Source organism: Hylemonella gracilis ATCC 19624, from assembly GCF_000211835.1.
Taxonomy (GTDB): domain Bacteria; phylum Pseudomonadota; class Gammaproteobacteria; order Burkholderiales; family Burkholderiaceae_C; genus Hylemonella; species Hylemonella gracilis.
This window is the reverse complement of record NZ_AEGR01000093.1, coordinates 27,770-51,807: the sequence shown is the minus strand read 5'-3', so window position 1 is coordinate 51,807 and position 24,038 is coordinate 27,770. Positions and strand designations below refer to the sequence as shown.

The 24,038-nt window shown below is 63.8% G+C and carries 20 protein-coding genes and 1 pseudogene; 10 read left to right on the top strand and 11 right to left on the bottom strand.

Translation table 11 applies throughout. The features are described from left to right. Nucleotides 1-119 precede the first annotated feature (119 nt). Genes HGR_RS14290 through rsmA form a run of 3 tightly spaced genes read left to right on the top strand, consistent with a single transcriptional unit; the run spans nt 120 to nt 4,669 of the window. Nucleotides 120-2,510, top strand: coding sequence for an LPS-assembly protein LptD (locus HGR_RS14290; protein ID WP_006299025.1), 2,391 nt, complete (start codon nt 120-122; stop codon nt 2,508-2,510). 10 nt (nt 2,511-2,520) lie between these two features. Then, entirely contained in the window at nt 2,521-3,864 is a 1,344-nt protein-coding gene (locus tag HGR_RS14285; protein WP_006299024.1) for a peptidylprolyl isomerase, read from the top strand. A gap of 40 nt (nt 3,865-3,904) precedes the next feature. Next, nucleotides 3,905-4,669, top strand: coding sequence for a 16S rRNA (adenine(1518)-N(6)/adenine(1519)-N(6))-dimethyltransferase RsmA (gene rsmA / locus HGR_RS14280; RefSeq protein ID WP_006299023.1), 765 nt, complete (start codon nt 3,905-3,907; stop codon nt 4,667-4,669). On the opposite strand, the gene HGR_RS18010 is transcribed toward rsmA, so the two are convergent. From HGR_RS18010 to HGR_RS14250, 7 genes are all read right to left on the bottom strand, one after another. After that, nucleotides 4,648-4,776, bottom strand: coding sequence for a hypothetical protein (locus HGR_RS18010; protein WP_006299022.1), 129 nt, complete (start codon nt 4,774-4,776; stop codon nt 4,648-4,650). The two genes, rsmA and HGR_RS18010, sit on opposite strands and share 22 nt — an antisense overlap. Before the next feature lie 74 nt (nt 4,777-4,850). Continuing rightward, nucleotides 4,851-5,252 carry a barstar family protein gene (locus HGR_RS14275; protein WP_039853722.1) on the bottom strand — a complete coding sequence of 134 codons (402 nt, stop codon included), beginning with the start codon at nt 5,250-5,252 and terminating at the stop codon, nt 4,851-4,853. Nucleotides 5,253-5,282: 30 nt separating this feature from the next. Then, the gene (locus HGR_RS17100) at nt 5,283-5,690 is read right to left on the bottom strand and encodes a ribonuclease domain-containing protein (protein WP_081463554.1); all 408 of its coding nucleotides are present in this window, start codon (nt 5,688-5,690) and stop codon (nt 5,283-5,285) included. A 190-nt stretch (nt 5,691-5,880) separates the two neighbouring features. Continuing rightward, nucleotides 5,881-8,187, bottom strand: coding sequence for an NADP-dependent malic enzyme (locus tag HGR_RS14265; protein WP_006299019.1), 2,307 nt, complete (start codon nt 8,185-8,187; stop codon nt 5,881-5,883). A gap of 231 nt (nt 8,188-8,418) precedes the next feature. Continuing rightward, the gene (locus HGR_RS14260; protein WP_006299018.1) at nt 8,419-8,661 is read right to left on the bottom strand and encodes a DUF2061 domain-containing protein; all 243 of its coding nucleotides are present in this window, start codon (nt 8,659-8,661) and stop codon (nt 8,419-8,421) included. 170 nt (nt 8,662-8,831) lie between these two features. After that, complete coding sequence (locus HGR_RS14255) at nt 8,832-10,268, bottom strand: aminopeptidase P N-terminal domain-containing protein (RefSeq protein WP_006299017.1); 1,437 nt, start codon at nt 10,266-10,268, stop codon at nt 8,832-8,834. After that, a complete protein-coding gene (locus HGR_RS14250) occupies nt 10,265-11,068 on the bottom strand; it encodes a nucleotidyltransferase family protein (RefSeq protein ID WP_006299016.1) in 804 nt (267 codons plus the stop codon). The genes HGR_RS14255 and HGR_RS14250 overlap by 4 nt, the downstream gene beginning before the upstream one ends. A gap of 133 nt (nt 11,069-11,201) precedes the next feature. On the opposite strand from HGR_RS14250, the gene tkt reads away from it, so the two are divergent. From tkt to HGR_RS14235, 3 genes are read left to right on the top strand one after another with little or no spacing between them, the layout of a single operon-like run. Next, entirely contained in the window at nt 11,202-13,232 is a 2,031-nt protein-coding gene (gene tkt, locus HGR_RS14245) for a transketolase (RefSeq protein ID WP_006299015.1), read from the top strand. Between the two features lie 35 nt (nt 13,233-13,267). Further along, nucleotides 13,268-14,269 carry a type I glyceraldehyde-3-phosphate dehydrogenase gene (gene gap, locus HGR_RS14240; RefSeq protein WP_006299014.1) on the top strand — a complete coding sequence of 334 codons (1,002 nt, stop codon included), beginning with the start codon at nt 13,268-13,270 and terminating at the stop codon, nt 14,267-14,269. A 13-nt stretch (nt 14,270-14,282) separates the two neighbouring features. Next, nucleotides 14,283-14,801 carry a lytic transglycosylase domain-containing protein gene (locus HGR_RS14235; protein ID WP_006299013.1) on the top strand — a complete coding sequence of 173 codons (519 nt, stop codon included), beginning with the start codon at nt 14,283-14,285 and terminating at the stop codon, nt 14,799-14,801. 18 nt (nt 14,802-14,819) lie between these two features. Here HGR_RS14235 and HGR_RS14230 read toward each other — a convergent pair whose 3' ends face one another. Next, nucleotides 14,820-17,726: a DNA topoisomerase III gene (locus HGR_RS14230; RefSeq protein WP_006299012.1), complete on the bottom strand. Its 2,907-nt coding sequence runs from the start codon at nt 17,724-17,726 to the stop codon at nt 14,820-14,822. Nucleotides 17,727-17,827: 101 nt separating this feature from the next. On the opposite strand from HGR_RS14230, the pseudogene HGR_RS14225 reads away from it, so the two are divergent. The 3 genes and pseudogenes from HGR_RS14225 to HGR_RS14215 form a co-directional block, all read left to right on the top strand. Then, nucleotides 17,828-18,304 (top strand): annotated as a pseudogene (locus HGR_RS14225) (SET domain-containing protein); the annotation flags it as partial. A gap of 50 nt (nt 18,305-18,354) precedes the next feature. Next, nucleotides 18,355-19,119, top strand: a complete 765-nt coding sequence (locus tag HGR_RS14220) for a biotin--[acetyl-CoA-carboxylase] ligase (protein WP_006299010.1) — start codon at nt 18,355-18,357, stop codon at nt 19,117-19,119. A gap of 51 nt (nt 19,120-19,170) precedes the next feature. Next, complete coding sequence (locus HGR_RS14215; RefSeq protein WP_006299009.1) at nt 19,171-19,899, top strand: hypothetical protein; 729 nt, start codon at nt 19,171-19,173, stop codon at nt 19,897-19,899. Nucleotides 19,900-19,922: 23 nt separating this feature from the next. Here the strand turns inward: HGR_RS14215 and HGR_RS14210 are convergent, their stop codons facing one another. From HGR_RS14210 to HGR_RS14200, 3 genes are all read right to left on the bottom strand, one after another. Continuing rightward, nucleotides 19,923-21,443 carry a sensor histidine kinase gene (locus tag HGR_RS14210; RefSeq protein WP_006299008.1) on the bottom strand — a complete coding sequence of 507 codons (1,521 nt, stop codon included), beginning with the start codon at nt 21,441-21,443 and terminating at the stop codon, nt 19,923-19,925. A 31-nt stretch (nt 21,444-21,474) separates the two neighbouring features. Further along, nucleotides 21,475-22,194: a response regulator transcription factor gene (locus tag HGR_RS14205; protein ID WP_006299007.1), complete on the bottom strand. Its 720-nt coding sequence runs from the start codon at nt 22,192-22,194 to the stop codon at nt 21,475-21,477. A gap of 142 nt (nt 22,195-22,336) precedes the next feature. Further along, the gene (locus HGR_RS14200) at nt 22,337-22,834 is read right to left on the bottom strand and encodes a MarR family winged helix-turn-helix transcriptional regulator (RefSeq protein WP_050797477.1); all 498 of its coding nucleotides are present in this window, start codon (nt 22,832-22,834) and stop codon (nt 22,337-22,339) included. 130 nt (nt 22,835-22,964) lie between these two features. On the opposite strand from HGR_RS14200, the gene recA reads away from it, so the two are divergent. Then, nucleotides 22,965-24,035 carry a recombinase RecA gene (gene recA / locus HGR_RS14195; RefSeq protein ID WP_006299005.1) on the top strand — a complete coding sequence of 357 codons (1,071 nt, stop codon included), beginning with the start codon at nt 22,965-22,967 and terminating at the stop codon, nt 24,033-24,035. Nucleotides 24,036-24,038 lie beyond the last annotated feature (3 nt).

Genomic DNA, 24,038 nt, shown 5'->3' with positions numbered 1-24,038 from the left:
ACAAACAGGCGGACCGCGGGCCCCACCTTTGCGTGCAAAAACGGCTTGGTCGCCCAGCCTGTGGTCATGCTTGCAAGTGCTTGCAGGCATTTTTCGATATTGCCTCGGATCCTTCCGTCTTGTTTCGCTCAGACCTTCCCATCACGCGCTACTTGCTCGCCCTGCTCTGCTTGCTGATGGGCGGTGCAGCCGATGCCGAATTGAAATTGAAGGTCAGCCCCTTGCTGCAAGACCGTCTGACGGCGCAGCAAAGGGCGGCCGCGCCATCGTTCGTCGAGGGGCAGCGCATGGAGTCGGAAATAGGCATCGGTCTTTTGGCCGAGGACGACGTCGAGTTTCGGCGAGCCGACCTGGTGTTGCGCGCGCAGAAACTGGAATATGACCAAGCCACCGACACTGCGCATGCGCGCGGTTCGGTTCGGGTCAACCAATCCGGGAATGTCTTCGAGGGCGACACCTTGGATCTGCGCGTCGACGCTTTCGAGGGTTCGTTCACGAATGCACGCTTTTACCTGCTGTCCGCCGATGCCCATGGCGACGCGGAGCGCATTGATTTTCTGGACGATACCCGCTCCGTGGTGCAAAACGCCACGTTCACCACCTGCCGCCGGGAGGGAGGGCCAGACTGGGTACCCGCCTGGTTCTTGCGTGCCACCACGCTGCACCTGGACAGCGAGGAAGGGGTGGCCGAGGCCGAGGACACGACCGTGCGCTTCCAGAATGTCCCTGTGCTGGGCTTGCCCGCCATGACCTTTCCGCTGAGCGGTGAGCGTCGCTCGGGGATGCTTTCCCCAGTCTATGGAGCGGACAACGTCAGCGGGACCGAGATCACGGTGCCCTATTACCTGAACATCGCACCCAACCGAGATGCGACTTTGTACCCGACTTGGATGAGTGAGCGAGGCGTCAACTATGGTGGCGAATTCCGCTATTTGGAGCCAGGCTACAGCGGGCTTCTGCGCGTCGACTACATGCCAGACGACAAGCTGCGAGACATGGATCGTGAAGGCTACTACTTTCAGCACAGGGCGGGTGTTTCAGGTGCCTATGGTTCTCTGGGCCTGAACCTGAACATCTCGCGCGTGAGTGACGACAACTACTGGCGAGACTTTCCACGGGCCAGCAATTCCTTGACCCAGCGTCTTTTGCCGGCCGATGTCAGCGTGAACTGGGGGCAAGGGCCATACTCGGCCACCGCGCGTGTTCTGCGCTACCAGACCTTGCAGGTGTCAGATGCTCCCATCGTGCCGCCGTATGACCGGCAGCAATTGACCGCCCGTTATGCAGAGCCGAATTTCGGCGGGTTTGACTTCAGTCTGGACGGCGACTACACGCAGTTCACCGTCGATGAACTGGCGTTGACGAGTCAAAGTACGGCGAACCGCGTGAACGCCGATAGAACCGTCTGGCGTGGCGCTCTGAGCTATCCAATTCGTGGCGCCGCCGGTTTTGTGATTCCCAAGGCCTCCATCCATGCGACAAGCTACCAGTTCGAGCAGGCACTTGATCTGAGTAGTTACTCAGGCTCACTGAATGGATTGAGTGCAGACGCAAGCAGCGCCACCCGGACTGTGCCCACGTACAGTCTGGACGCTGGCTTGGTGTTTGAGCGCGAGGCCAGCTACTTTGGTTCTGCTTACCGTCAGACCTTGGAGCCTCGTCTCTTTTACACGCGAACCCCGTTTGTAGAGCAGGGTTATCTGCCCAATTATGACTCGGCTGCCCAAGACTTCAGCCTCACCAGCATCTACAGCGAAAACACCTTCATGGGCAATGACCGCATTGCCGACAACAATCTGCTGACCGTGGGTGTTTCGACACGTCTTTTTGATGCCGAACGCGGAGCGGAAATCTTGCACTTGGGGGTGGCCCAACGCTTGCGCTTCGAAGACCAACGCGTCACCCTGCCTGGAGGCACGGCCTCTCCAGAGGGGCTGAGTGACCTCTTGCTGGGAGCAGAGTTGAACATTGACCCGCGTTGGCATGTCGACTCGGCTGTTCAGTGGAATGACCGTCTGGGCGAGTCGGAGCGCAGCACTTTCAGCATGCGCTACAACCCCAGCCCCTACCGAGTGGTGAATCTGGCCTACCGATTTCAGCGAGCCCAGAGTGAAACCAGTGAAGACAGCGAGTTGATCAATCTCGGTTGGCAGTGGCCCATCAACGACTTGTGGCGTGACTGGGGCGAGGACCTCGGGCCCGGGCGCGGTCAGGGCGCTGGGCGCTGGTACAGCGTCGGTCGACTCAATTACAGTCAGACGGACCACAAGCTGGTCGATACGACCATGGGCTTTGAATATGACGCCGGTTGCTGGTTGGGGCGGTTTGTATTCGAGCGCTTGCAGACGGGTCTGACGACCGCGAACCAGCGCATCATGTTCCAACTGGAACTGGTCGGCTTCGGCCGCGTGGGTGTCGACCCCTTGCAAACCTTGCAGAAAAACATACCGCGCTATCAGCTGTTGCGTGAGCAAACCACCTCCCCGAGCCGGTTCAGCAATTACGAGTGATTCGACAACCATGATCCACCCCTCCGTTCTGGGCCGCGTTCTGTGCACGGCCATGCTCCTTGCCGTGCTCGGAGCCGCGCAGGCGCAAGGCACGCCCGCGCCCCCCCCCAGTGTGCGATCCGCCGACTACATCGTGGCCGTGGTCAACTCGGAACCGATCACCAACGCGCAGGTGAACGCAGAAGTGGCCCGCGCGTTACGGCAGCTTGCCGCTCAGCGCAGGCCCGCACCAGAAGGTCAAGCATTGCGGCGCCAAGTCTTGGACCAACTCATCAATGAACGGGCTCAACTCCAGCTCGCGCGCGAGATGGGGTTGAAGATCGATGAACCTTCCGTGGATCAAGCCGAGCAGAACGTCGCCCGCCAGAATCAGTTGACGGTGACCCAGTTGCGTGAACAGGTGCAGCAGCAAGATGGGATGACAACTCAAGCGCTGCGCGCCCGGCTGAAGGAACAACTTCTTTTGACTCGGCTGAGAGAGCGCGAGGTTGATGCCCGAGTAAAGGTCAGCGATGCCGATGTGGAGCAATACCTGAGCGAACAGCAGCAGCGCAACAGCAATCCAGCCAGCCAGCTCATCCATATCGCGCACATCCTCGTGGCTGTGCCGGAGGACGCCAGTGCAACCTTCCAGCTTGAGTCACAGCGCAAAGCCGAGCAGATCGCGCGGCGCGCTCGAGAAAAAGGTGCCGATTTCGCTGCCTTGGCGCGGGAGCTTTCAGATGCTGCTGACCGTGCCAACGGCGGCCAGCTCGGTTTACGCGCTGGTGATCGGTATCCGGCCCTCTTCACGAATGCCGTGCGCACGCTCGCGGTTGGCGAGATCAGTGAACCCGTGCGCTCTGGCGCGGGCTTCCATGTGCTGAAGCTGATCGAGCGCCGTCAACCCGCGCCAGCGCCCCAGACGGTGACTCAAAGCCGGGCCCGGCACATTCTGCTGATTCCCAGCGCGCAGCTGAGTGAGGCCCAGGCGCGTGACAAGCTGAATGATTTTCGCCGCCGCATCCAGTCGGGCGACACGGACTTTGCCACCCTGGCGCGGCAGAACTCCCAGGACGGCAGTGCGGCGCAGGGCGGAGATCTGGGTTGGGCCAGTCCTGGCATGTTCGTACCTGAATTCGAAAACGTGATGAACCAGCTTGCCCCGGGGCAGATCAGTGAACCCCTGATATCGCGTTTTGGCGTGCACCTGATCCAACTGCTGGAGCGGCGGCAAGCCACCTTGAATGAACGCGAGCAGCGTGAACTTGTTCGCAACATGCTGCGTGAGCGCAAGATGGCCGAGGCGTATGACAACTGGATTCGTGACACCCGCGCCCGTGCCTACGTGGAATTGCGCGAGGCGCCGCAATGAACAAGCTTGGCTGGCAGCGCGTGACGGTGGATGTGCGGGGATGAAACACATACCGCGCAAACGCTTCGGCCAGCACTTCCTCGCTGACGACGGCATCATCGACGCCATCGTGCGCGCCATCGGGCCTCAACCCGGGCAGTGCGTGGTCGAGATCGGGCCGGGCTTGGCCGCCATGACACAGCCCTTGGTCGAGCGCTTGGGTCGCATGACCGTCATCGAGCTGGACCGTGATCTCGCCGCGCGCTTGCGCAAGCACCCTCAGCTTGAGGTCATCGAGTCCGACGTGCTCAAAGTGGATTTCTCAGCGCTCGCTGCGCTGGCCCGACAAAAGCTGCGCGTGGTGGGAAACCTGCCCTACAACATCTCGACGCCGATCCTGTTCCATCTGCTCGAGCATGTCGAAGCGGTGGAAGATCAGCATTTCATGTTGCAGAAGGAAGTGGTGGACCGCATGGTGGCGCAGCCCTCCACGGCCGACTACAGCCGGCTCAGCGTCATGCTGCAATGGCGCTATGAGATGGAGGATGTGCTGTTCGTCCCGCCAGAGAGCTTCGATCCTCCGCCGCGGGTCGACAGTGCCGTCGTCCGCATGGTGCCGCGTTCTGCCCCCGTGGCGCTGAATGCGAGACTGCTGGAAGAAATGGTGCAGGTCGCTTTCAGCCAACGGCGCAAATTGCTGCGACACACCCTGGGGCGTTGGCTGGAAGAAAAAGGCGTTGCAGACCCGTTCGATCTGCAACGCCGTGCGGAGGAAGTCCCCGTGTCCGAGTACCTGGCCTTGGCTCAGGCCGCGGCCTGCCAGTAGCTCGCGTTGAAAGGGCTGCTCATGCGCAGCGCCAGGGGCGAAACGTCCACCAGCTTGTCGGTGGGCATCTTCTCGCCGCTGTCATCGTCCACGGTCTCGGTGGCCATGAGCTGTGCTTGCTCGCCGCCGTTTTCAGCCTCGTTCGCCCGTTCCGCTTGGCTGTTGCTTTGCGCAGAACGGGCTACAGAAAAGAATAGAAACACCGGAACGGCACCTTTCGGTCGCCCCAGTAGTCGGCAGCGTCACGGAAGATGTCCAGAAGCTGTTCGCGAGCTTCCTTGTCGAACTTGGCGTTGGCGGGAATGTGCTCCAGCACGGCGATGAAGCCGGGCTGCGGGCCGGACTTGTGCAGCGGATCCGTCAGCACGTCATAGAGCGCGTCGAAGTTCTTACCCACATGGGTGGGCAGGATGAACTGCTGGGCAATCAGGTCCAGCACATCCTGCTTGGATTGCGCTTGAGCCAAGTTGGCGTAGAGGAAATGGTGCCCGAGGGCCTGGGCCGCCTCTTGCAAATCCGGCACCCGGAAGGCGCGGATCGACTGGACGATGTTGGTTCTAACGGTACGAAGTGGCGTATCCATCTCCGCTTCACTTTCTTGTTGAAAAACGATTTACGGCGCGATCCGGCGGAAACTGGCGTAGTGGTCGGCGGTGTAATAACAGGCGTCTGGTGCGAGACGGACGGTGCCACCGCAGACAATGCGCCGTTTGCCACGATGGGACAGGCCCGGCGTGGGAACGGTGTATTCGCGGCAGTAGCCGCGCGGATGGAGCGGGAGCAAACGCTCTCGATTGCCAAACACCGTGCCATCTTTCTCGAACGGAAACGGCCCGCCTTTGAGAATAAGGCGATAGGTTTCAACGCCTTGTGGCGGCAAATCAGCCAACGAAACGAGGGCTGAAGCAGCCTTGGCGGAGCTCGCCGGACGAGGGGGTGGAGCCTCGGCACCGAGGGGCAGGCAAACCAGCCAAGACAACAAGCCAGTAAGCACCAACTTGCTGACGAGGCCGCGCAACATAAGACTAAGCTGTTATGACGACCGGGCTCACCCGGAAGATTCCAAGCCCGAAAGTGTCGCTGATCTGAGCGAAAAAAGCAAGGGCCTGCCTAAACATTAGGCAGGCCCGAAGGGGAATAGGCGCTGACCAGCAGGCGGAGAAGGAAGCCCTCAGCCACCTCCTCCTTGTTTGGCGCCCAGGTGTGAGCGATCAGCGCGTCGCGTTGGCGTCGGCCACCGTCAGCGCGGTCATGTTGACGATGCGGCGCACGGTGGTGCTGGGAGTCAGGATATTCACTGGCTGCGCGGCACCCAGCAGCATGGGACCGATCGCGATGCCACCACCCGCGGCGGTCTTGAGCAGGTTGTAGGCAATGTTGGCCGCGTCCAGATTGGGCAGCACCAGCAGATTGGCCTGTCCCGTCAGGGTGCTGTTGGGCATGATGACCTTGCGCATCTCGGCGTCCAGTGCCACGTCACCGTGCATTTCGCCGTCCACCTCCAGCCAGGGGGCTTGCACGCGCAGCAGCTCCAGGGCCTGGCGCATCTTGATAGCGCTGGGTTGGGAGCTTTGACCGAAGTTGGAATGGGACAGCAGAGCCGCCTTGGGATGCAAGCCAAAGCGCTGCATCTCGGTGGCCGCCATCATGGTGATTTCCGCGATTTGCTCGGCGCTCGGGTCGTAGTTGATGTGGGTGTCCACAATGAACAACTGGCGGTCCGGCAGCAGCAGGCCATTCATGGCCGCATAGGTGTTCACGCCAGCGCGCTTGCCAATGACCTGGTCGATGTACTGCAGGTGCATCGCGGTGTTGCCCCAGGTGCCGCAAATCATCCCGTCCACATGGCCTTTGTGCAGCAGCATGGCGCCGATCAACGCCAAGCGGCGGCGCATCTCGATCTTGGCGATTGGCACCGTCACGCCCTTGCGTTCGGTCATGCGGTGGTAGGTCTGCCAGAAGTCGCGATAACGCTCGTCGTACTCGGTGTCGACCACGTCGTAGTCCTGGCCCTCTTTCAGGCGCAGACCGAACTTCTCGATGCGCTGGGCGATGATGGTCGGCCGGCCGATCAGCGTGGGGCGTGCCAGTCCTTCGTCCACCACGATCTGGGCCGCGCGCAGCACGCGCTCTTCCTCGCCTTCGGCGTAGGCGATGCGCTTCTTGCTGGCGGCCTTGGCGGCGGTGAAGATGGGCTTCATCGTCGTGCCTGATGCGTACACATAGGCCTGCAATTTCTCGCGATAGGCGTCCATGTCCGCGATCGGACGACGGGCCACGCCACCGTCCATGGCGGCTTGCGCCACGGCGGGCGCGATCTCTATCATCAAGCGCGGGTCAAAGGGCTTGGGGATCAGGTACTCGCGACCGAAGATCAGGGGCTCGCCCACGTAGGCGGCGGCGACCACTTCGCTTTGCTCCGCCTGGGCCAGCTTGGCCATGGCATAGACCGCAGCGATCTCCATCTCATCCGTGATGGTGGAGGCGCCCACGTCGAGCGCCCCGCGGAAGATGTAGGGGAAGCACAGGACGTTGTTGATCTGGTTCGGGTAGTCGGTGCGGCCCGTGCACATGATCACGTCGTCGCGCACGGCCTTGACTTCCTCGGGCGTGATTTCCGGCGTGGGGTTGGCCAGGGCGGCGATGATGGGGTTCGCTGCCATCTTCTTCACCATGTCCTGCTTGAGAACGCCGCCCGCCGACAGGCCCAGGAAGATGTCCGCATCGGCGATGACGTCGCCAAGCTTGCGGGCGTCCGTCTTCTGGGCAAACTCGCGCTTGTCTTCGTCCATCAACTCGGTGCGCCCTTCGTAGACCACGCCGGCGATGTCGGTGACCCAGATGTTCTTCTTGGGCAGCCCCATCTTGACCAGCAACTTCAGGCTGGCCAACGCCGCTGCACCGGCGCCGGAGGTGACGAGCTTGACGTTCTTCAACTCCTTGCCCGCGACCTTCAGGCCATTGGTCAGGGCCGCCGCCACGACGATCGCCGTGCCGTGCTGGTCATCATGGAAGACCGGAATCTTCATGCGCTCGCGCAGCTTGCGCTCGACGTAGAAGCAATCCGGCGCCTTGATGTCCTCGAGGTTGATGCCGCCGAAGGTGGGCTCCAAGGAGGCGATGATGTCCACCAGCTTGTCGAGGTCCTTCTTCTCGTCGATTTCGATGTCGAACACGTCGATGCCGGCGAACTTCTTGAACAGCACGCCCTTGCCTTCCATCACCGGCTTGCCGGCCAGCGGGCCGATGTCGCCCAGGCCCAGCACGGCCGTGCCGTTGGTGATCACGCCGACCAGGTTACCGCGGGAGGTGTATTTGTAGGACGCGTCAGGGTCCTTCGCGATCTCCTCGCAAGGCGCGGCGACGCCGGGGGTGTAGGCCAGCGCCAGGTCATGCTGATTGATCAGCTGCTTGGTGGCCGCGATCGCGATCTTGCCGGGAACCGGGAACTGGTGGTATTCAAGGGCGGCGCGGCGGATCTGCTCGCGCTTGTCGTTGGACGACGGGGTGCTGGACATCAAAGAATCTCCTGCAGCAAATCAATTGCCCGTGGATGAAGCGACCGGGAGGTGCATCCCTATGCACTACCGGTGCCCGGGCAAAAGAGGCTTGCTCTTTTTGGGGGAGTTGGATTGTATGCCCCACCACGGCGCGGACTTGGCGCGTGTGGTTTGAATGCCTCAGCACCCGCTGGGAGTCTTGACTGTGGTGCGCCAGCCTGTTTTGACGGCCCCACGAATCGCACGGATTCAGGATGCGGGCGTGGCCGACACCTCGGCCATGCGCTGGCGAGCAGATCGGCGTTCCCAGACTTTTTCGTGGAAAAAGAAGGCCACGGCCTGAACCGTGGGCTCCAGCAGACTCAAGGTGAAGGCCATGAGCAGATTGCCTGTCACGGCGTAAGCCACCGCCGCGGCCACGACGATGTGCATCACGTAGTAACTGGCGGTCTTCTTCAGCACGGGCAAATTGGCGCGGGCAAAGCGAGTCATGGCACACCTCATGAATTTCAACTATCAATTTGCGCCAATGATAGTCAAGCCAATGTGTCAGATGGATTGCTTTTGCCTAATCGCAACATAGCGTGCGCGCACGACGTCGCCGCTCAGTGCACTGAACGAACCCAGGATCGCAGAGGCCTGGGCCCGCGGAGCGGGCCCCTTCAGGCCCGCATCAGAGCCTCGATCTCGTCGGCCCGGACCGGCACGCCCCGGGTGATCAGCTCGCAGCCGCTGTCGGTGACGAAGGCGTCGTCCTCGATGCGGATGCCGAGGTTCCAGAACGATTCCGGCACGTCCTCGGCCGGGCGCACGTACAGGCCTGGCTCGAGGGTCAGGCACATGCCGGGTCGCAGGATGCGGCTGGGCCGGTCCTTGATGGTCTCGCCGGACAGGGCGTCCTTGCGTTCGCTGGTCCGGCCGAGCTCGGAAGGCTCCACATAGCTGCCGCAGTCGTGCACGTCCATGCCCAGCCAGTGGCTGGTGCGGTGCATGTAGAAGCGGAAGTAGGCACGGTTGGCGATGACGTCGTCCACGGATCCGGTCTTGTTCTTGTCCAGCAACCCCAGGTCCAGCAGGCCTTGTGACAGCACACGCACCACGGCCTCGTGCGGGTCGTTGAAGCGCGCGCCTGCGCGGGTCGCCGCCACGGCGGCATCCTGGGACGCCAGCACCAGGTCGTAGAGCGCGCGCTGCGGCCCACTGAATCTGCCATTGGCCGGAAAAGTGCGCGTGATGTCGCTCGCATAGCCGTCCAACTCACAGCCGGCGTCGATCAGCACGAGATCGCCATCGCGCACCGGCGCGGCATCGGCGCGGTAGTGCAGCACGCAGGCATTGGCGCCGGCCGCAACGATCGAGCCATAGGCGGGGTACTGCGAGCCGCCGAGGCGGAATTCGTGCAGCAGCTCGGCGTCCAGGTGGTACTCGCGCACGTCCCGACCCTCGCGCAGCATGCGGGCGGAGAGTTGCATGGCGCGGATGTGGGCGCGGGCGCTGATGGCCGAGGCGCGGCGCATCACGTCCTGCTCGTAGTCGTCTTTGACGAGGCGCATCTCATCGAGCAGCGCGCAAAGGTCACGCTGGGCCTCAGGGCAAAGCGCGCCGTAGCGAACACGGGCGCGCACGGCCTTGAGCCAACCGTCGACCCGGGCCTCCAGCCCGGCGTGCGTGGCGAAGGGGTACCAGACCGTGGACTGGTTCTCAAGCAGCTTGGGCAGTCGCTGCTCCAGCTCGGCCACCGAATAGGCCGCGTCCACGCCCAGCGCCTGCGGGGCCGCCTGCGGACCGAGGCGGATGCCGTCCCAGATTTCACGCTCCAGATCCTTGGGTTGGCAGAACAGCGTGGTGCGGCCAGTGCTATCGATCAGCAGCCAGGCATTTGGCTCCGCGAAACCGCTCAGGTAGTGGAAGTAACTGTCGAAGCGGAACAGGTAGTCGCTGTCGCGGTTGCGCATGCGCTCGGGTGCCGTGGGGATGATGGCGATGGCGTCCGGGCCTCCCCGTTGCGTCATCAGAGCCGCCAGCCGCGCGCGGCGTTGTGCGTACAGCACGGTGGGGGCTGGCGTCAACCAGGCGGGGTTCTTCAGCGGGGCGTTCATGGCGATGGCGTCTCGATGGTGTGGGCCTCGGGGGATGTGGCGTTGAGCTCGCGCAAGCGCTCGGGCGTGCCGACATCGGTCCAAGGCCCCGTGTAAAGCTCGGCGCTCACGGCGGCATTGTCCATCGCCGCGCGCAGCATCGGCGCCAGTGGGGCTTTGACGCCCCTCGGGTTGCCCGCTGGGATGGCGCACACGGACTGGACGAAGGGCGCGCTGAAGAAGGCGCGCCGGTACAGACCGATGGTGCTGTAGGTGTAAGTGCGCTGGGCTTCGCGGAATGAAGGGGGGAGGTTCAAGGCCAGACCCTCCGGGCTCAGCCCGAAGTCCCCCGAGGGGTTGTGGAGTGGATTGGGCACCAGCCAGAGATGCGCCAGTTTGTCGCTCTCGGCAAACCGCCGCAGGGCGTCAGCACTGAACATGAAGCCGGGCGTGTACACGTCACCGGCCACGACCCAGAAGACCTCGGACAGGTGCGGCAAGGCGCGCACGATGCCGCCGGCCGTTTCCAGCGCCGCACCGAAATCCCGGCCTTCCTCGGAATAGGCGATGCGCAGCGGCTGGCCGCTGATGGCGCTTGGCGTGGCGCCGAAATGGGCGGGAATTTGCTCGCCCAGCCAGGCCGTGTTGACCAGCAAATCCGTGAACCCGCCGTCGGCCAAGGCATCCACATGCCACTGCAGCAAAGGTCGTCCCCGGACCTGAAGCAAGGGTTTGGGTGTGGTGTCGGTCAAGGGGCGCATGCGTTCGCCACGGCCGGCGGCCAGGATCAAGGCCTGCGCGGTAAAAGAAGAGTCTGGCATGCACTTCATTCTGGCACGCGTGGCCCGACATGGCCCCGTGCCGGACCCTTCGGGCCTGGCGACGGGACGCCCGGTAAAATGCCGGGTTTCCCCGCCCCCACCAACGCGCTGATTTCTCCGGAGTCGCTCCCTCATGGCAAATACCCAACAGATGGCCAACGCAATCCGTGCGCTGGCAATGGACGCTGTACAACAAGCCAATTCCGGACATCCCGGCGCTCCCATGGGCATGGCCGACATGGCCGTGGCGCTCTGGGGCCAACACCTCAAGCACAACCCCAAGAATCCGCATTGGGCGGATCGTGACCGTTTCGTGCTGTCCAATGGCCACGGTTCGATGCTCATTTATGCCCTGCTGCACCTGACGGGCTATGACCTGCCGATCGGCGAACTGAAGAACTTCCGCCAGCTCCACAGCAAGACCGCGGGCCATCCCGAAGTGGGTATCACCCCTGGCGTGGAAACCACCACCGGCCCGCTGGGCCAGGGTGTCACGAATGCCGTGGGCATGGCGCTGGCCGAGAAATTGATGGCCGCCGAGTTCAACCGCGACGGCCATGCGATCGTGGACCACCATACTTATGTCTTCCTGGGCGACGGTTGCATGATGGAAGGTGTCAGCCACGAAGCCGCCGCCCTCGCGGGTGCCTGGAAGCTCAACAAGCTGATCGCGCTCTACGACGACAACGGCATTTCCATCGATGGCCAGGTGCAACCCTGGTTCTCGGACAACACCTCGCTGCGCTTCGTGTCCTATGGCTGGAACGTGATCGGCCCCATCAACGGCCATGATCCGCAGGCCGTCGCCGAAGCCATCGCCAAGGCCAAGACGCAAACCGAGCGCCCCTCGCTGATCATCTGCAAGACCAGCATCGGCAAGGGCAGCCCCAACCGCGCGGGCACGGCCAAGGCGCATGGCGAACCCCTGGGCGCGGACGAAATCAAGCTCACGCGCGAGGCACTGGAATGGCCGCACGCACCATTCGAGATCCCCGCCGAGGTCTACGCTGACTGGGACGCCAAGACCCGCGGTGAGTCCGCCGAATCTTCTTGGAACAACAAGTTCGCGGCCTACGCTGCCGCGCATCCCGAACTTGCAGCCGAATTCAAGCGACGCATGGCGGGTGATCTGCCGAAGGCCTTCGCCCAGGTCGCCGTGGACGCTGCCGTGGCCGCGCACAGCAAGGCCGACACCGTGGCCACGCGCAAGGCCTCGCAGATCGCGCTCGAGGCCTTCACCGCCGCGCTGCCCGAACTGCTGGGCGGCAGCGCCGACCTGACCGGCTCGAACCTCACCAACACCAGCCACACCCCCGCGCTGCGCTTCGACAGCACGGGTGCCGTGGTCAAGTCGTCCGATGGCAAGGTGGGCCGCCACATCAACTACGGCGTGCGTGAGTTCGGCATGGCCGCCATCATGAACGGCGTGGCCCTGCACGGGGGTTACATCCCCTACGGTGGCACCTTCCTGACTTTCAGCGACTACAGCCGCAACGCCATCCGCATGGCCGCGCTCATGAAGCAGCGCGTGATCCATGTCTTCACGCACGACAGCATTGGCCTGGGCGAGGACGGCCCCACTCACCAGAGCATCGAGCACGCGGCCAGCCTGCGCTTTATTCCGAACCTGGACGTCTGGCGTCCCGCCGACACAGCGGAAACCGCCGTGGCCTGGGCGGTGGCGCTGGAGAACAAGACACGACCGACCGCCTTGCTGCTGTCGCGTCAGAACCTTGCCTACGCGCCCAAGCGCGATCTGGGTGACATCAGCCGTGGCGCGTATGTGCTGTCCGAACCGGAACACGTGGGCCTGAAGAAAAAGCCCCAGGCCCTCATCATCGCGACCGGCTCCGAGGTCGCTCTGGCGCTTAAGGCTCAGGAACTGCTGGCCGCGCAGAAGATCGCCGTGCGCGTGGTCTCCATGCCCAGCGCCACGGTGTTCGACCGGCAAAAGGCGGCGTACAAGCAAGCCATCCTGCCCGCCGGTCTGCCGCGTGTCGCCGTTGAAATGGGCGCCACCGGGGGCTGGTGGAAATACGGCTGCTCGGCCGTCGTGGGCATTGACACCTATGGTGAATCGGCGCCCGCTCCCGTGTTGTTCAAGCATTTCGGCTTCACGCCAGAAAACGTTGCGGACACGGTTCGCGCCGTTCTCGCCAAGTAAGCCAGCACAATCAACTCAACTTCCAGAGGCGCATCATGACGATCAAGGTAGGCATCAACGGTTTTGGCCGCATCGGCCGCAATGTGTTCCGCTCGGCCGTGCAGAATTTCAAGGACATTGAAATCGTCGGCATCAACGACTTGCTGGAACCCGACTACCTGGCCTACATGCTGAAGTACGACAGCGTGCATGGCCGCTTCAAGGGCGATGTTTCGATCGAAGGTGGCCAACTCGTCGTCAACGGCAGGAAGATCCGCCTGACCCAGGAGCGTGACCCGAGCAACTTGAAATGGGGTGAGGTGGGCGCCGACGTGGTGATCGAGTCCACGGGGCTGTTCCTGGACAAGGACAGCGCGGGCAAGCACCTGGCCGCGGGCGCGAAGAAGGTCATCATCTCTGCTCCGAGCAAGGACGACACGCCCATGTTCGTGTTCGGCGTCAATGACAAGACCTACGCCGGCCAAGCCATCATTTCGAATGCATCCTGCACCACCAATTGCCTGGCACCCGTGGCCAAGGTGCTGCACGACAAGTGGGGCATCAAGCGCGGCCTGATGACCACCGTGCACGCCGCCACGGCCACGCAGAAGACCGTCGATGGTCCCAGCAACAAGGATTGGCGCGGCGGTCGCGGCATCCTGGAAAACATCATTCCCTCCTCCACCGGCGCGGCCAAGGCCGTGGGCGTGGTCATTCCCGCGCTCAACAAGAAGCTGACCGGCATGAGCTTCCGCGTGCCGACCAGCGATGTGTCCGTGGTGGACTTGACGGTCGAGCTGGAAAAAGACGCCAGCTACGAGGACATCAAGGCCGAAATGAAGGCGCAGAGCCAGGGTGCGCTCAAGGGCATCCTGGGCTACACCGAGGACAAGGTGGTGGCCACCGATTTCCGCGGTGAAACCTGCACCTCGGTGTTCGACGCCGATGCTGGTATTGCTCTGGACAAAACCTTCATCAAAGTCGTATCCTGGTACGACAATGAGTGGGGCTATTCCAACAAGTGCTTGGAAATGGTCCGGGTGGTCGTCGCGAAATAAGCGGAGTGTGACCATGAGAGGCTGGGCGTCCCTGTTGCTGTCCACCACGCTCGCCGGCGCGGCTGGCGCGGCTGGCGCGCAGCAGGCTGTCCAGCTGAAGGCAGCGCCCACGCCGTCGGCTTTTCCAGCCAGTCACGCGTGGTCGCCATTCGACCCGTGCTTCACGGCGGCGGCCGAGCGGTTTGGCGTGGACAAGCACATGCTGATCGCCATCGCCAAGACCGAGTCCGCGTTCGACCCGAACGCGGTCGGCCCAACCAATCCAGATGGCACGCACGACGTCGGCCTGATGCAGATCAACACCCGCTGGCTGCCCCAGTTGGCCGAGATGGGCATCCACCGCGAGAAGCTCAAGGGCGCCTGCACCAACATCTACGTCGGGGCCTGGATTCTGTCCAACAAAATCCGCCAGCACGGCACGCTCTGGAAGGCCGTGGGCGCCTACAACGCCATCAACCCTGCCAAGCGTGCCAGCTACATCGCCAAAGTGCAGCGCAACTACGCGAGGGTGCGCGCCCTGCTCAAGGGCTGACCCACGCGTGCGGGCCCCTCAGCTGAGGTGCTTGCCCACCAGGCCGGTGATCTCGAACATCGTCACCCGGTCCTTGCCGAAGACGGGTTGGAGCTTGGCATCCGCCAGCACGCTGCGCTTGTCCTTGGGGTCCTGCAGACCCTGGGCCTTGATGTAGTCCCAGATCTTCTTGATGACTTCCGTGCGAGCCACGGGCTCGCTGCCGATCACCGCCGCGAGTTCCGCGCTGGGTGTCAGACCTGCGGCAGGCTTCCGGGCCGTTTTAGTCTTGGCCGCGGCTTTCTTGGCGGGCGCTTTCTTTGCCGCCGTCTTGCCCGCAGCAGTCTTGGCGGCGGCGCCCGCGCGCGCACCCGCAGCGGCCCCTGCCTTGCGCGGGAACTTCGACGGTTCGAACTCGAAGCTCACCTTGCCTTCTTCCGCGTTCCAGGCCAGGTAGGCCTTGAAGGGGCGGCGCGTGCGCATGGAGACGAATTTGTCCAGCAGATCGGTCTTGCCCGTGGCGAGCAGTTTCATCATCTGCTCGCGTTCGATGGGCTGCTGCAGGATGATCTGGCCGCTCTTGAAGTCGCAGCTCGGCGTGGCTTGGGTCTGCGTGGGCACGGATTTTTCGCAGACGTAGTTCTTGCCGTGCTCGTAGATCGCGCCGCCGCACTTGGGGCAGGCGCCCAGGGATGACTTGCCTGAGAAGTCCACCAGTTCGCCCGTCTCGGACTCGTCCTCGTTGCCAAAGTCGAATTCCAGCTTCCAGTTCTTTTCTTCCTCGCTGTAGGCCAGCGCGATCTCGGCGGTGAAGGGCCAGCCCGCCTTGGAGCGGAAGCCTTCCAACGGGCCAATGCGCTTGTCGCGCAGGAACTGCTCGACCTCGGGCAGTTCAAAGGCGCGGCCCGCGGGCATCTTGGTGAAAGAGAAGCCGCAGGCGTCCTCGCCCGTGCCCTTCTTGCCCACGCAGGCGTAGCGGCGGTAGTTTTCCTTGACCACGCCGCCGCAGTTTGGACACGGCGTGGCCAGCGTGGCGTAGTCGCCGGGCACGGTGTCGCGGTCGTATTCCTTGGCCTTCTTGACGATGTGTTCCGTCATGGCCGCGATCTCGCGCATGAAGGCCTCGCGCGTGAGCTGGCCGCGCTCCATCTGCGACAACTTGTATTCCCACTCTCCCGTCAGCGCGGGTTTGGAGAGCTCCTCCACGCCCAGGCCGCGCAGCAGGGTCATCAGCTGGAAGGCCTTGGCGGTCGGGATCAGTTCGCGGCCCTCGCGCAGCATGTACTTTTCGTTGAGCAAGCCTTCGATGATGGCGGCTCGCGTGGCGGGCGTGCCCAGGCCCTTCTCGCTCATGGCCTCGCGCAACTCGTCCTCCTCCACCATCTTGCCGGCGCCTTCCATCGCGCTCAACAGGGTGGCTTCGCTGTAGCGTGCCGGCGGTCGGGTCTTCAGGCCCTTGGCATCGGCGGCCTGGGTCTTGACCTTCTCGTTGGCCTGCACGGGGACGAGGATCTTGCTGTTGTCCTTGTCCTTGTCGTCGGTTTCGTCCTCGGCTTCCTTGCCATAGATGGCCAGCCAGCCCGGCCTGACCAGTACCTTGCCTTCGCTCTTGAATTGATGGCTGGCGGCGGTCGTGATGCGGGTGGTGACCATGTATTCCGCGCTAGGGAAGAACACCGCCATGAAACGCCGTGCCACCAGGTCGTAGAGCTTCTGTTCGGCTTCGCTCAAGCCGCTGGGTGCCTGCAGCGTCGGGATGATGGCGAAGTGATCGCTGACCTTGGCGTTGTCGAAGATGCGTTTGCTGGGTTTAACGTAGCCGTTCTTCAGCGCCGTCGCGGCATGCGGTGCCAAGTGCTTGAGGTGCGAGTCCGCCAACATCTCGAAGGTCTGCTTGGCCACGGCGAGATAGTCTTCTGGCAGGTGGCGCGAGTCAGTCCGCGGGTAGGTCAAGGCCTTGTGGCGCTCGTACAGGCTCTGCGCGATGGACAAGGTTGTCTTGGCGGAGAAGCCGAATTTGCCATTGGCCTCGCGCTGCAGACTGGTCAGGTCGAACAGCGTGGGCGAGGCCTGCGTGCTGGGCTTGCTCTCCTCGGTGACGGTGGCCGGCTGGCCGCGCACGGCATCGGCGATTGCGCGTGCGTCGCGCTCGTTCCAGAGGCGATCAGCCTTCTTCTCGGGGTCTTCCTCGTTCTTCTTCCATTTCGGGTCGAACCATTTGCCGGCGTACTCGCCAGCCTGCGCCCCGAACGTGGCGTGGATTTCCCAGTAGTCGCGGCTGATGAATTTGCGGATTTGCTCCTCGCGCTCCACCACCACGGCCAGCGTGGGGGTCTGCACGCGGCCCACGGTGGTGAGGAAGAAGCCCCCATCGCGCGAGTTGAAGGCCGTCATGGCGCGCGTGCCATTGATGCCGACCAGCCAGTCGGCCTCGCTTCGACTGCGCGCGGCGTCGGCCAGGGGCAGCATCTGCTTGTCGCTGCGCAACTGCTCAAAGCCATCGCGGATGGCCTGGGGTGTCATGCTTTGCAGCCACAGGCGCGAGACGGGCTTGCCCAGCGGCTTGGCGCCGCCGGCATATTGTTCGATCAGGCGAAAGATCAGTTCGCCCTCGCGGCCCGCGTCACAAGCGTTGATCAGCTTGTCCACGTCCTTGCGCTTGGCCAGCTTGACCACGGCGTTCAGGCGGGTCTTGGTCTTGTCGACCGGCTTGAGCTCGAAATGCGGCGGAATCACGGGCAGGTGGGCGAAGCTCCACTTGCCCCGCTTCACGTCGTATTGCTCAGGCGCCTGGATCTCGACCAGGTGGCCCACGGCGCTTGTGACCACGTACTGCTCGTTCTCGAAATGCTCGTCGTGCTTCTCGAACTTGCCCGAGGTTGGAGTGAGGGCGCGCACGATGTCTTGCGCGACCGATGGTTTCTCTGCGATGACCAAAGTCTTCATGAATACAATCCCTGTCTCGCGCGCCCACACACGCGTGCGCACGCCTACGCAGGCGCGCCCGCGCGCGCCCATACGAGTTCACCTTACCAAAAAAATCCGCCGTGTCCAAACTCCCCGCCGATTCCTCATCTTCCGGCCGCCGTATCCAGGTCCGGCGCTCCGGCGTCCACGGCAAGGGCGTGTTCGCCCTGCAGGACATCGCCCGGGGTGAAGTCATCATTGAGTATGTGGGTGAAATCATCAACTGGAAGGAAGCGCTGCGCCGTCATCCGCACGATCCCAAGGACCCCAATCACACCTTCTACTTTCACGTCGACGAAGACCATGTGATCGACGCCAAGGTGGGGGGCAATGCCTCGCGCTGGATCAACCACTCCTGCAATCCGAACTGCGAAGCGGACGAAACCGACGAAGGTCGTGTCTTCATCAAGGCGCTGCGCAAGATCAAGACCGGCGAGGAACTCAACTACGACTACGGTCTGATCATCGACGAGCCTTACACCAAGAAACTCAAGGCCGAATACCCCTGCTGGTGCGGCAGCAAGAACTGCCGAGGCACTCTGCTGGCGCCCAAGCGCTGAGGTGCGCCTTGTCGCTTCCGGACAGCTTGGAAAACGGGGCGATCTCCATGCCGCTGCGCTGGCCCGCCGAGGCGATCTGGGAAGCGGTGGTTCCCCTGCTGCCCGGTTTCACGGTTGAGGTGTTGCCGCAAGTCGACTCCAGCAACAGCGAGCTGATGCGCCGTGCTCGCGACGGCCAGCGCGAGCCCGTGCTGCTGGTCGCCGAACACCAAACCGCAGGTCGGGGCCGGCTCGGTCGGCCCTGGAACAGTGGTGTGCAGCCTGGCGATCTGCTGATGTTCTCTTTGGGGCTGCCTTTGGATCGCACGGACTGGTCAGGCCTGTCATTGGCCGTTGGGCTGTCCCTGGCCGAGGCGCTGCATCCCGAGGTGCGGCTCAAGTGGCCCAATGATCTGTGGTGGCAGGACCGCAAGCTCGCGGGGGTGCTCATCGAAGCGCTGGACTTGCGTTACGCCGTGATCGGCGTGGGGCTGAACATCAGCGAGCGCGTGTGCCAAGGCGCGTCGGACATGCGCACCCCTCCGGCTTGGGCGCGCGAAATAGACCCCGAGTGGGACGCCCCCACCGTGCTATCGCGCCTGGCCCTGCCGCTAGTCCAATCTGTGCTGCGATTCCAGGCTCTGGGTTTCGCGCCCGTGCGCGCATCCTGGCTGGCCCGCGACGCCTTTGCAGGCCGCGCCGTACGGCTGAGTGATGGCACGGAGGGCATGGCCCGGGGCGTCGACGAACGCGGCGCCTTGCTGGTGCATACTTCGACGGGCCTGAAAACCATCGACTCCGCCGAAGTCAGCGTGCGGCCCATGGCGGACTGAGTCCTGCCGTCTGGTCCGCGGTTGCGGTCGTATTCTTCCTTCTTTGCTTGCATGCTGCGCGTCGTCGCCCTGTTGCTGATACTGCTGAACGCTGGCTATTTCGCCTGGTCGCAAGGCTTGTTGCGCGCCTATGGTTGGGCGCCGGCGGAACAGCATGAACCTGAGCGCCTCGCGCAGCAGGTCCGACCGGAGGCCTTACGGATACTGTCCGCCCCGGCCCTCCCGCCCGCCCCCGTGCCGCAAGTCGCTGCTCCTGCCGCTCAGGCGCCCGAAGTCGCCGAAGAAGCCTCGGCCCGCGCGACCGCGCAGTGCTGGCAGGCGGGTCCGTGGGACGTGACCCAGGCCGCGCAGTTGGAGGCGGTGCGCCGCCAACTCGGCCAGTCGCTCTCTGCGGGGAGTTGGACCTTGGATGTGCGCGTCACGGCCCCCGCGCGTTGGATCATCTACATGGGACGTTATGCCAACACGGCGGAGCTGGATCGCAAGCGTGCCCAGCTCTCGCCGCGCACCCGCCGAGGCTTGCAGACCTTGGACAACCCCGAGCTGCAGCCCGGGTTGTCGTTGGCGCGCTTCGAGACGCAGGCCAAGGCCCAGGACGAACTCGAAGCGATGCAAAAGCGTGGCGTGCGCACCGCGCGTGTCGTGCAGGAATGGCCCGAACGCCGTCAGGCTTGGGTTCGCGTGCAGGCGCCGGATGCGTCCCACGCAGCCGCGGGCCAAGCTGCCTTGCAATCTCTGCCCACCCTCAACGGCAAGGCGCCGACGACCTGCCCACCCTGAACCGGTGGCTGTGCGAGGTCCGTTCAGGACGCCGAGGTCTTGCCCACCGCAAAGCGCACCGTGAACCGTGTCCCCGGTTGCGGCTGGCCGGGATTCAGGTCTTCGACCTCAATGCGTGCCTGGTGCTGACGGGCGATTTCCTGAGCGATGGACAAGCCCAGTCCCGACCCATCCGCCTGCGTGCCCAAGGCGCGGTAGAAGGGCTGGAAGATCAGCCCCCGTTCTGCTTCGGGCACGCCCTGCCCGGAGTCTTCGACTTGCAGCAGCATCTGGCCAGGGGCGGCGAACAGCACGCGGGCGGTGATGATGCCGGGTTGTTGCGGACTGCTGGGCGTGTACTTGATCGCGTTGTCCAGCAGATTGCGCACCAGTTCCTTCAGCAAGGTGGGGTTGCCGTCGAGTTGCGCGCCAGGCGCTCCCGGGGCGAGACCGTCGTAGCCGAAGTCCAGATGCTTTTCCAAGGCCAGGGGCACCACTTCTCGCATGGCCTCCATGGTGATTTGCGCCAGGTCGCACCGCTGATGGGCGAGCGCCGCGCCGCTGCCTTCGGCCCGGGCCAGGGCCAGCAACTGGTTGACGGTGTGGGTCGCGTTGGTGCTGGCACGAACGATCTGCTGCAGAGACTGTCGAAGGTTCTGCGGGCTGGCGTCATGGCGCTGCGCCAGATCCGCTTGCATGCGCAAGCCCGCCAGCGGGGTCTTGAGCTGGTGCGCGGCATCGGCCAGAAAACGCTTCTGGGCGGTCACTGACTCCTTGAGCCGCGTCAGCAAGTCGTTCATCGAGGTCACCAGGGGCGCCACTTCCAGGGGCACGGACCGTGTCTCCAGCGGGCTCAGATCCTCGGGTGCCCGTGCGCGGATGTGGCTGGCCAGATGATCCAGGGGCCGGATCGCCTGCGCCAGCGCCAGCCAGACCAGCAGCACCGCCAAGGGCAGGATCGCAAACTGCGGCAGCATCACGCTCTTGATGATTTCCGCCGCCAACTGGGAGCGCTTGTCCAGGGTCTCGGCGACCTGGACCAGCGCCAGCAGTGACCCCGCGGCGGGCGCGCCATCGGTGTAGGGCAGGGGTGCGAGCGCGATCCACAGGTAGGCGATGCGCACGGGCGTGCCTTCGAACTCATCGTTGCGCAACTGCACGACGCCCGGCTCCAGGCCAGGGCGGGCAATGCCCTCCTGGTTTTCAAGGGCAGGGGGTGACGGGAAATCAGGATCGCCTGAAAGGAATTCACCCTGAGCGCCCAAGACCTGGAAATGCAGGGTGTCGGTGGCATCCGCGTGCAAGAGGGTGCGCGCGGGCATCGGCGGATCGAAGCGGGTCTGGCCCCGGGGGCTGGGGTTCTGGAGGCTCAGGTGGTGCGCGAGCGCCCGGACTTGAAGCTCCAAGGCATGGTCAAAGGGCCGCCCCGCGATGTTCTGGGCCACCAGCCAGGTGAGAATGAGGCTGACTGGCCAGAGGATCAGCAGTGGCGTCAGCATCCAATCGAGGATTTCCCCGAACAGCGAGCGTTGTTCCCGGTGAAAGAGCTTTCTGCCGAAAGGCATGGAACTGAACTGTGGGGAGTCGGGCCGAGCCTCAGGCCAGGGATGGGGAATCGGAATCCACCCCGACCGCAGCCTCCGGCTGTATCCGTTCCAGGCAGTAGCCCAGGCCGCGCACGGTGGCAATGCGGATGGGGCCCCCTTCGATCTTCTTGCGCAGGCGGTGGATGTAGACCTCGATCGCGTTGTTGCTCACCTCCTCACCCCATTCACAGAGGCGATCGACCAGCTGGTCCTTGCTGACCAGACGGCCGCAGCGCTGCAGCAGCACTTCCAACAGACCCAATTCGCGCGCGGACAGCTCCACCAAGCGGCCATCGATGGTCGCCACGTGTCCGGCCTGGCCGTACACCAGGGGGCCATGACGGATGAGGCCGCTGGCTGCGCCCAGGCCTCGGCGTGTCAGGGCGCGCACACGCGCCTCCAGTTCCTGCAGGCTGAAGGGCTTGGCCATGTAGTCGTCGGCACCGTAGTCCAGGCCTTGGACGCGGTCTTCGACGCTGTCTGCAGCGGTGAGGATGAGCACGGGAAGACTGGCACCGCGGGCGCGCAAGCGTTGCAGCACCTCCAGGCCATGCAGCTTGGGCAGGCCCAGGTCCAGGATCAGCAGGTCGAACTGGGAGGGCTGGGTCATCAAGGCCGCGTCGGCTTCGGCGCCATTGGCCACGTGGTTGACCGCGGCGCCCGAGCCGCGCAAGGTGCGCAGCAGGCCGTCGGCCAGGACCTGATCGTCTTCCGCAATCAGAATTCGCATGCGTGTGTCTCCGTGCAGTTCACCGCCTTACGGGGGCGGGCTGCGTCATGTCTGGAGCGATTCTAGGCGGGTTGCTTGGCGGCGCCCCTTGCCGATCCAGTGCCAGCAGACTGCGCCGCACCCAAGGGCGCCGTCGCGCGGCTCAGCTGCCTGCGTAGGCTTCCAGGCCCAGGGCGATCACGGTGGCCACGTCCTCGCCCACGGCTTGCCGCAGCTCGGCCTCGGCCTGGCGCACGGCCCGCTGGAAGCCGCCCAGCCACGCCAGACCTGCGGTCGTGAAGCGCACCTGCTTGGCGCGGCCGTCATGCGGATCGGCCTCGCGCGTCACCAGACCCCAGGCCACGCATTGATCCACCAGTTTGCCCATGGCCTGTTTGCTCATGCCAGCGGCGTCGGCCAGATCTTGCAGCCGGGAGCCCGTCACAGCCAGGTGCCGCGTGATGTGGATGTGCGCGGCGCTGATCTGCCCGCGTGCTGCCAGATGGGACAAGGCCAGCGGCACCTCGGCGTCATGCGCCATCAGCGCTTGCACGCGGCTGTCGAAACGGCGCATGGCATGGCCCAGGAGCCGGCCCAGGTGGGTCTGGCGCCACCCGTCGTCGATCCGCGATGCCTGGGGGCGAGTGTTGTCTGAGGCCATGACCAAATAGTAAGCCAAAATGACTAAAAATTGGCTTTACGGGAAGGTATCGCGCTGATAAAGTGCTGTTCAAGTATCCAGCCTGTGAGAAAGATCAGGCGCTCCTCTTCAACCCGACCAAGGAAACACCATGGACACCGCCGTCAAGAACGCCAACAGCGAAAAAGCCAAAGCCCTGCAGGCCGCCCTGGCCCAGATCGAAAAGCAGTTCGGCAAGGGCACCATCATGCGTTTGGGCGAGGGCGAGAAGATCGAGGACATCCAGGTCGTCTCCACCGGCAGCCTGGGGCTGGACATCGCGCTGGGCGTCGGCGGTTTGCCGCGTGGTCGCGTGATCGAGATTTACGGCCCCGAATCGTCGGGCAAAACCACGCTGACGCTGCAGGTCATCGCCGAGATGCAGAAGATGGACGGCACCTGCGCCTTCGTCGATGCCGAGCATGCCCTGGACACGCAGTACGCGCAGAAGCTGGGCGTGAATCTGCAGGATTTGCTGATCAGCCAGCCGGACACGGGCGAGCAGGCGCTGGAAATCGTGGACAGCCTCGTGCGTTCGGGCGCTGTGGATCTGATCGTCGTGGACTCGGTGGCCGCACTCACGCCCAAGGCTGAAATCGAAGGTGAAATGGGCGACAGCCTGCCTGGCCTGCAAGCCCGCCTCATGAGCCAGGCGCTGCGCAAGCTGACCGCCACGATCAAGAAGACCAACACCACGGTCATTTTCATCAACCAGATCCGCATGAAGATCGGCGTGATGTTCGGCAGCCCCGAAACCACCACGGGTGGTAACGCGCTGAAGTTCTACGCCTCGGTGCGCCTGGACATCCGCCGCACGGGCACCATCAAAAAGGGCGAGGAAGCCATCGGCAATGAAACCAAGGTCAAGGTGGTGAAGAACAAGGTCAGTCCGCCTTTCAAGAGCGCCGAATTCGACATCCTGTTCGGGGAAGGCGTCAGCCGCGAGGGCGAAGTGATTGACATGGGGGTGACCGCCCACATCATCGACAAGTCCGGCGCTTGGTATGCCTACAACGGCGAAAAAATCGGTCAAGGCCGCGACAACGCCCGTGAGTTCCTGCGCGAGAACCCAGAACTGGCCTTGGAAATTGAGAACAAGGTGCGTGAGTCGCTGGGCATCCCGCTGCGCGGTGAGGGGGGTGCGCCCCTTGCCTCGGCCGGTGGCGACAACGCAGAAGCCTGAAGC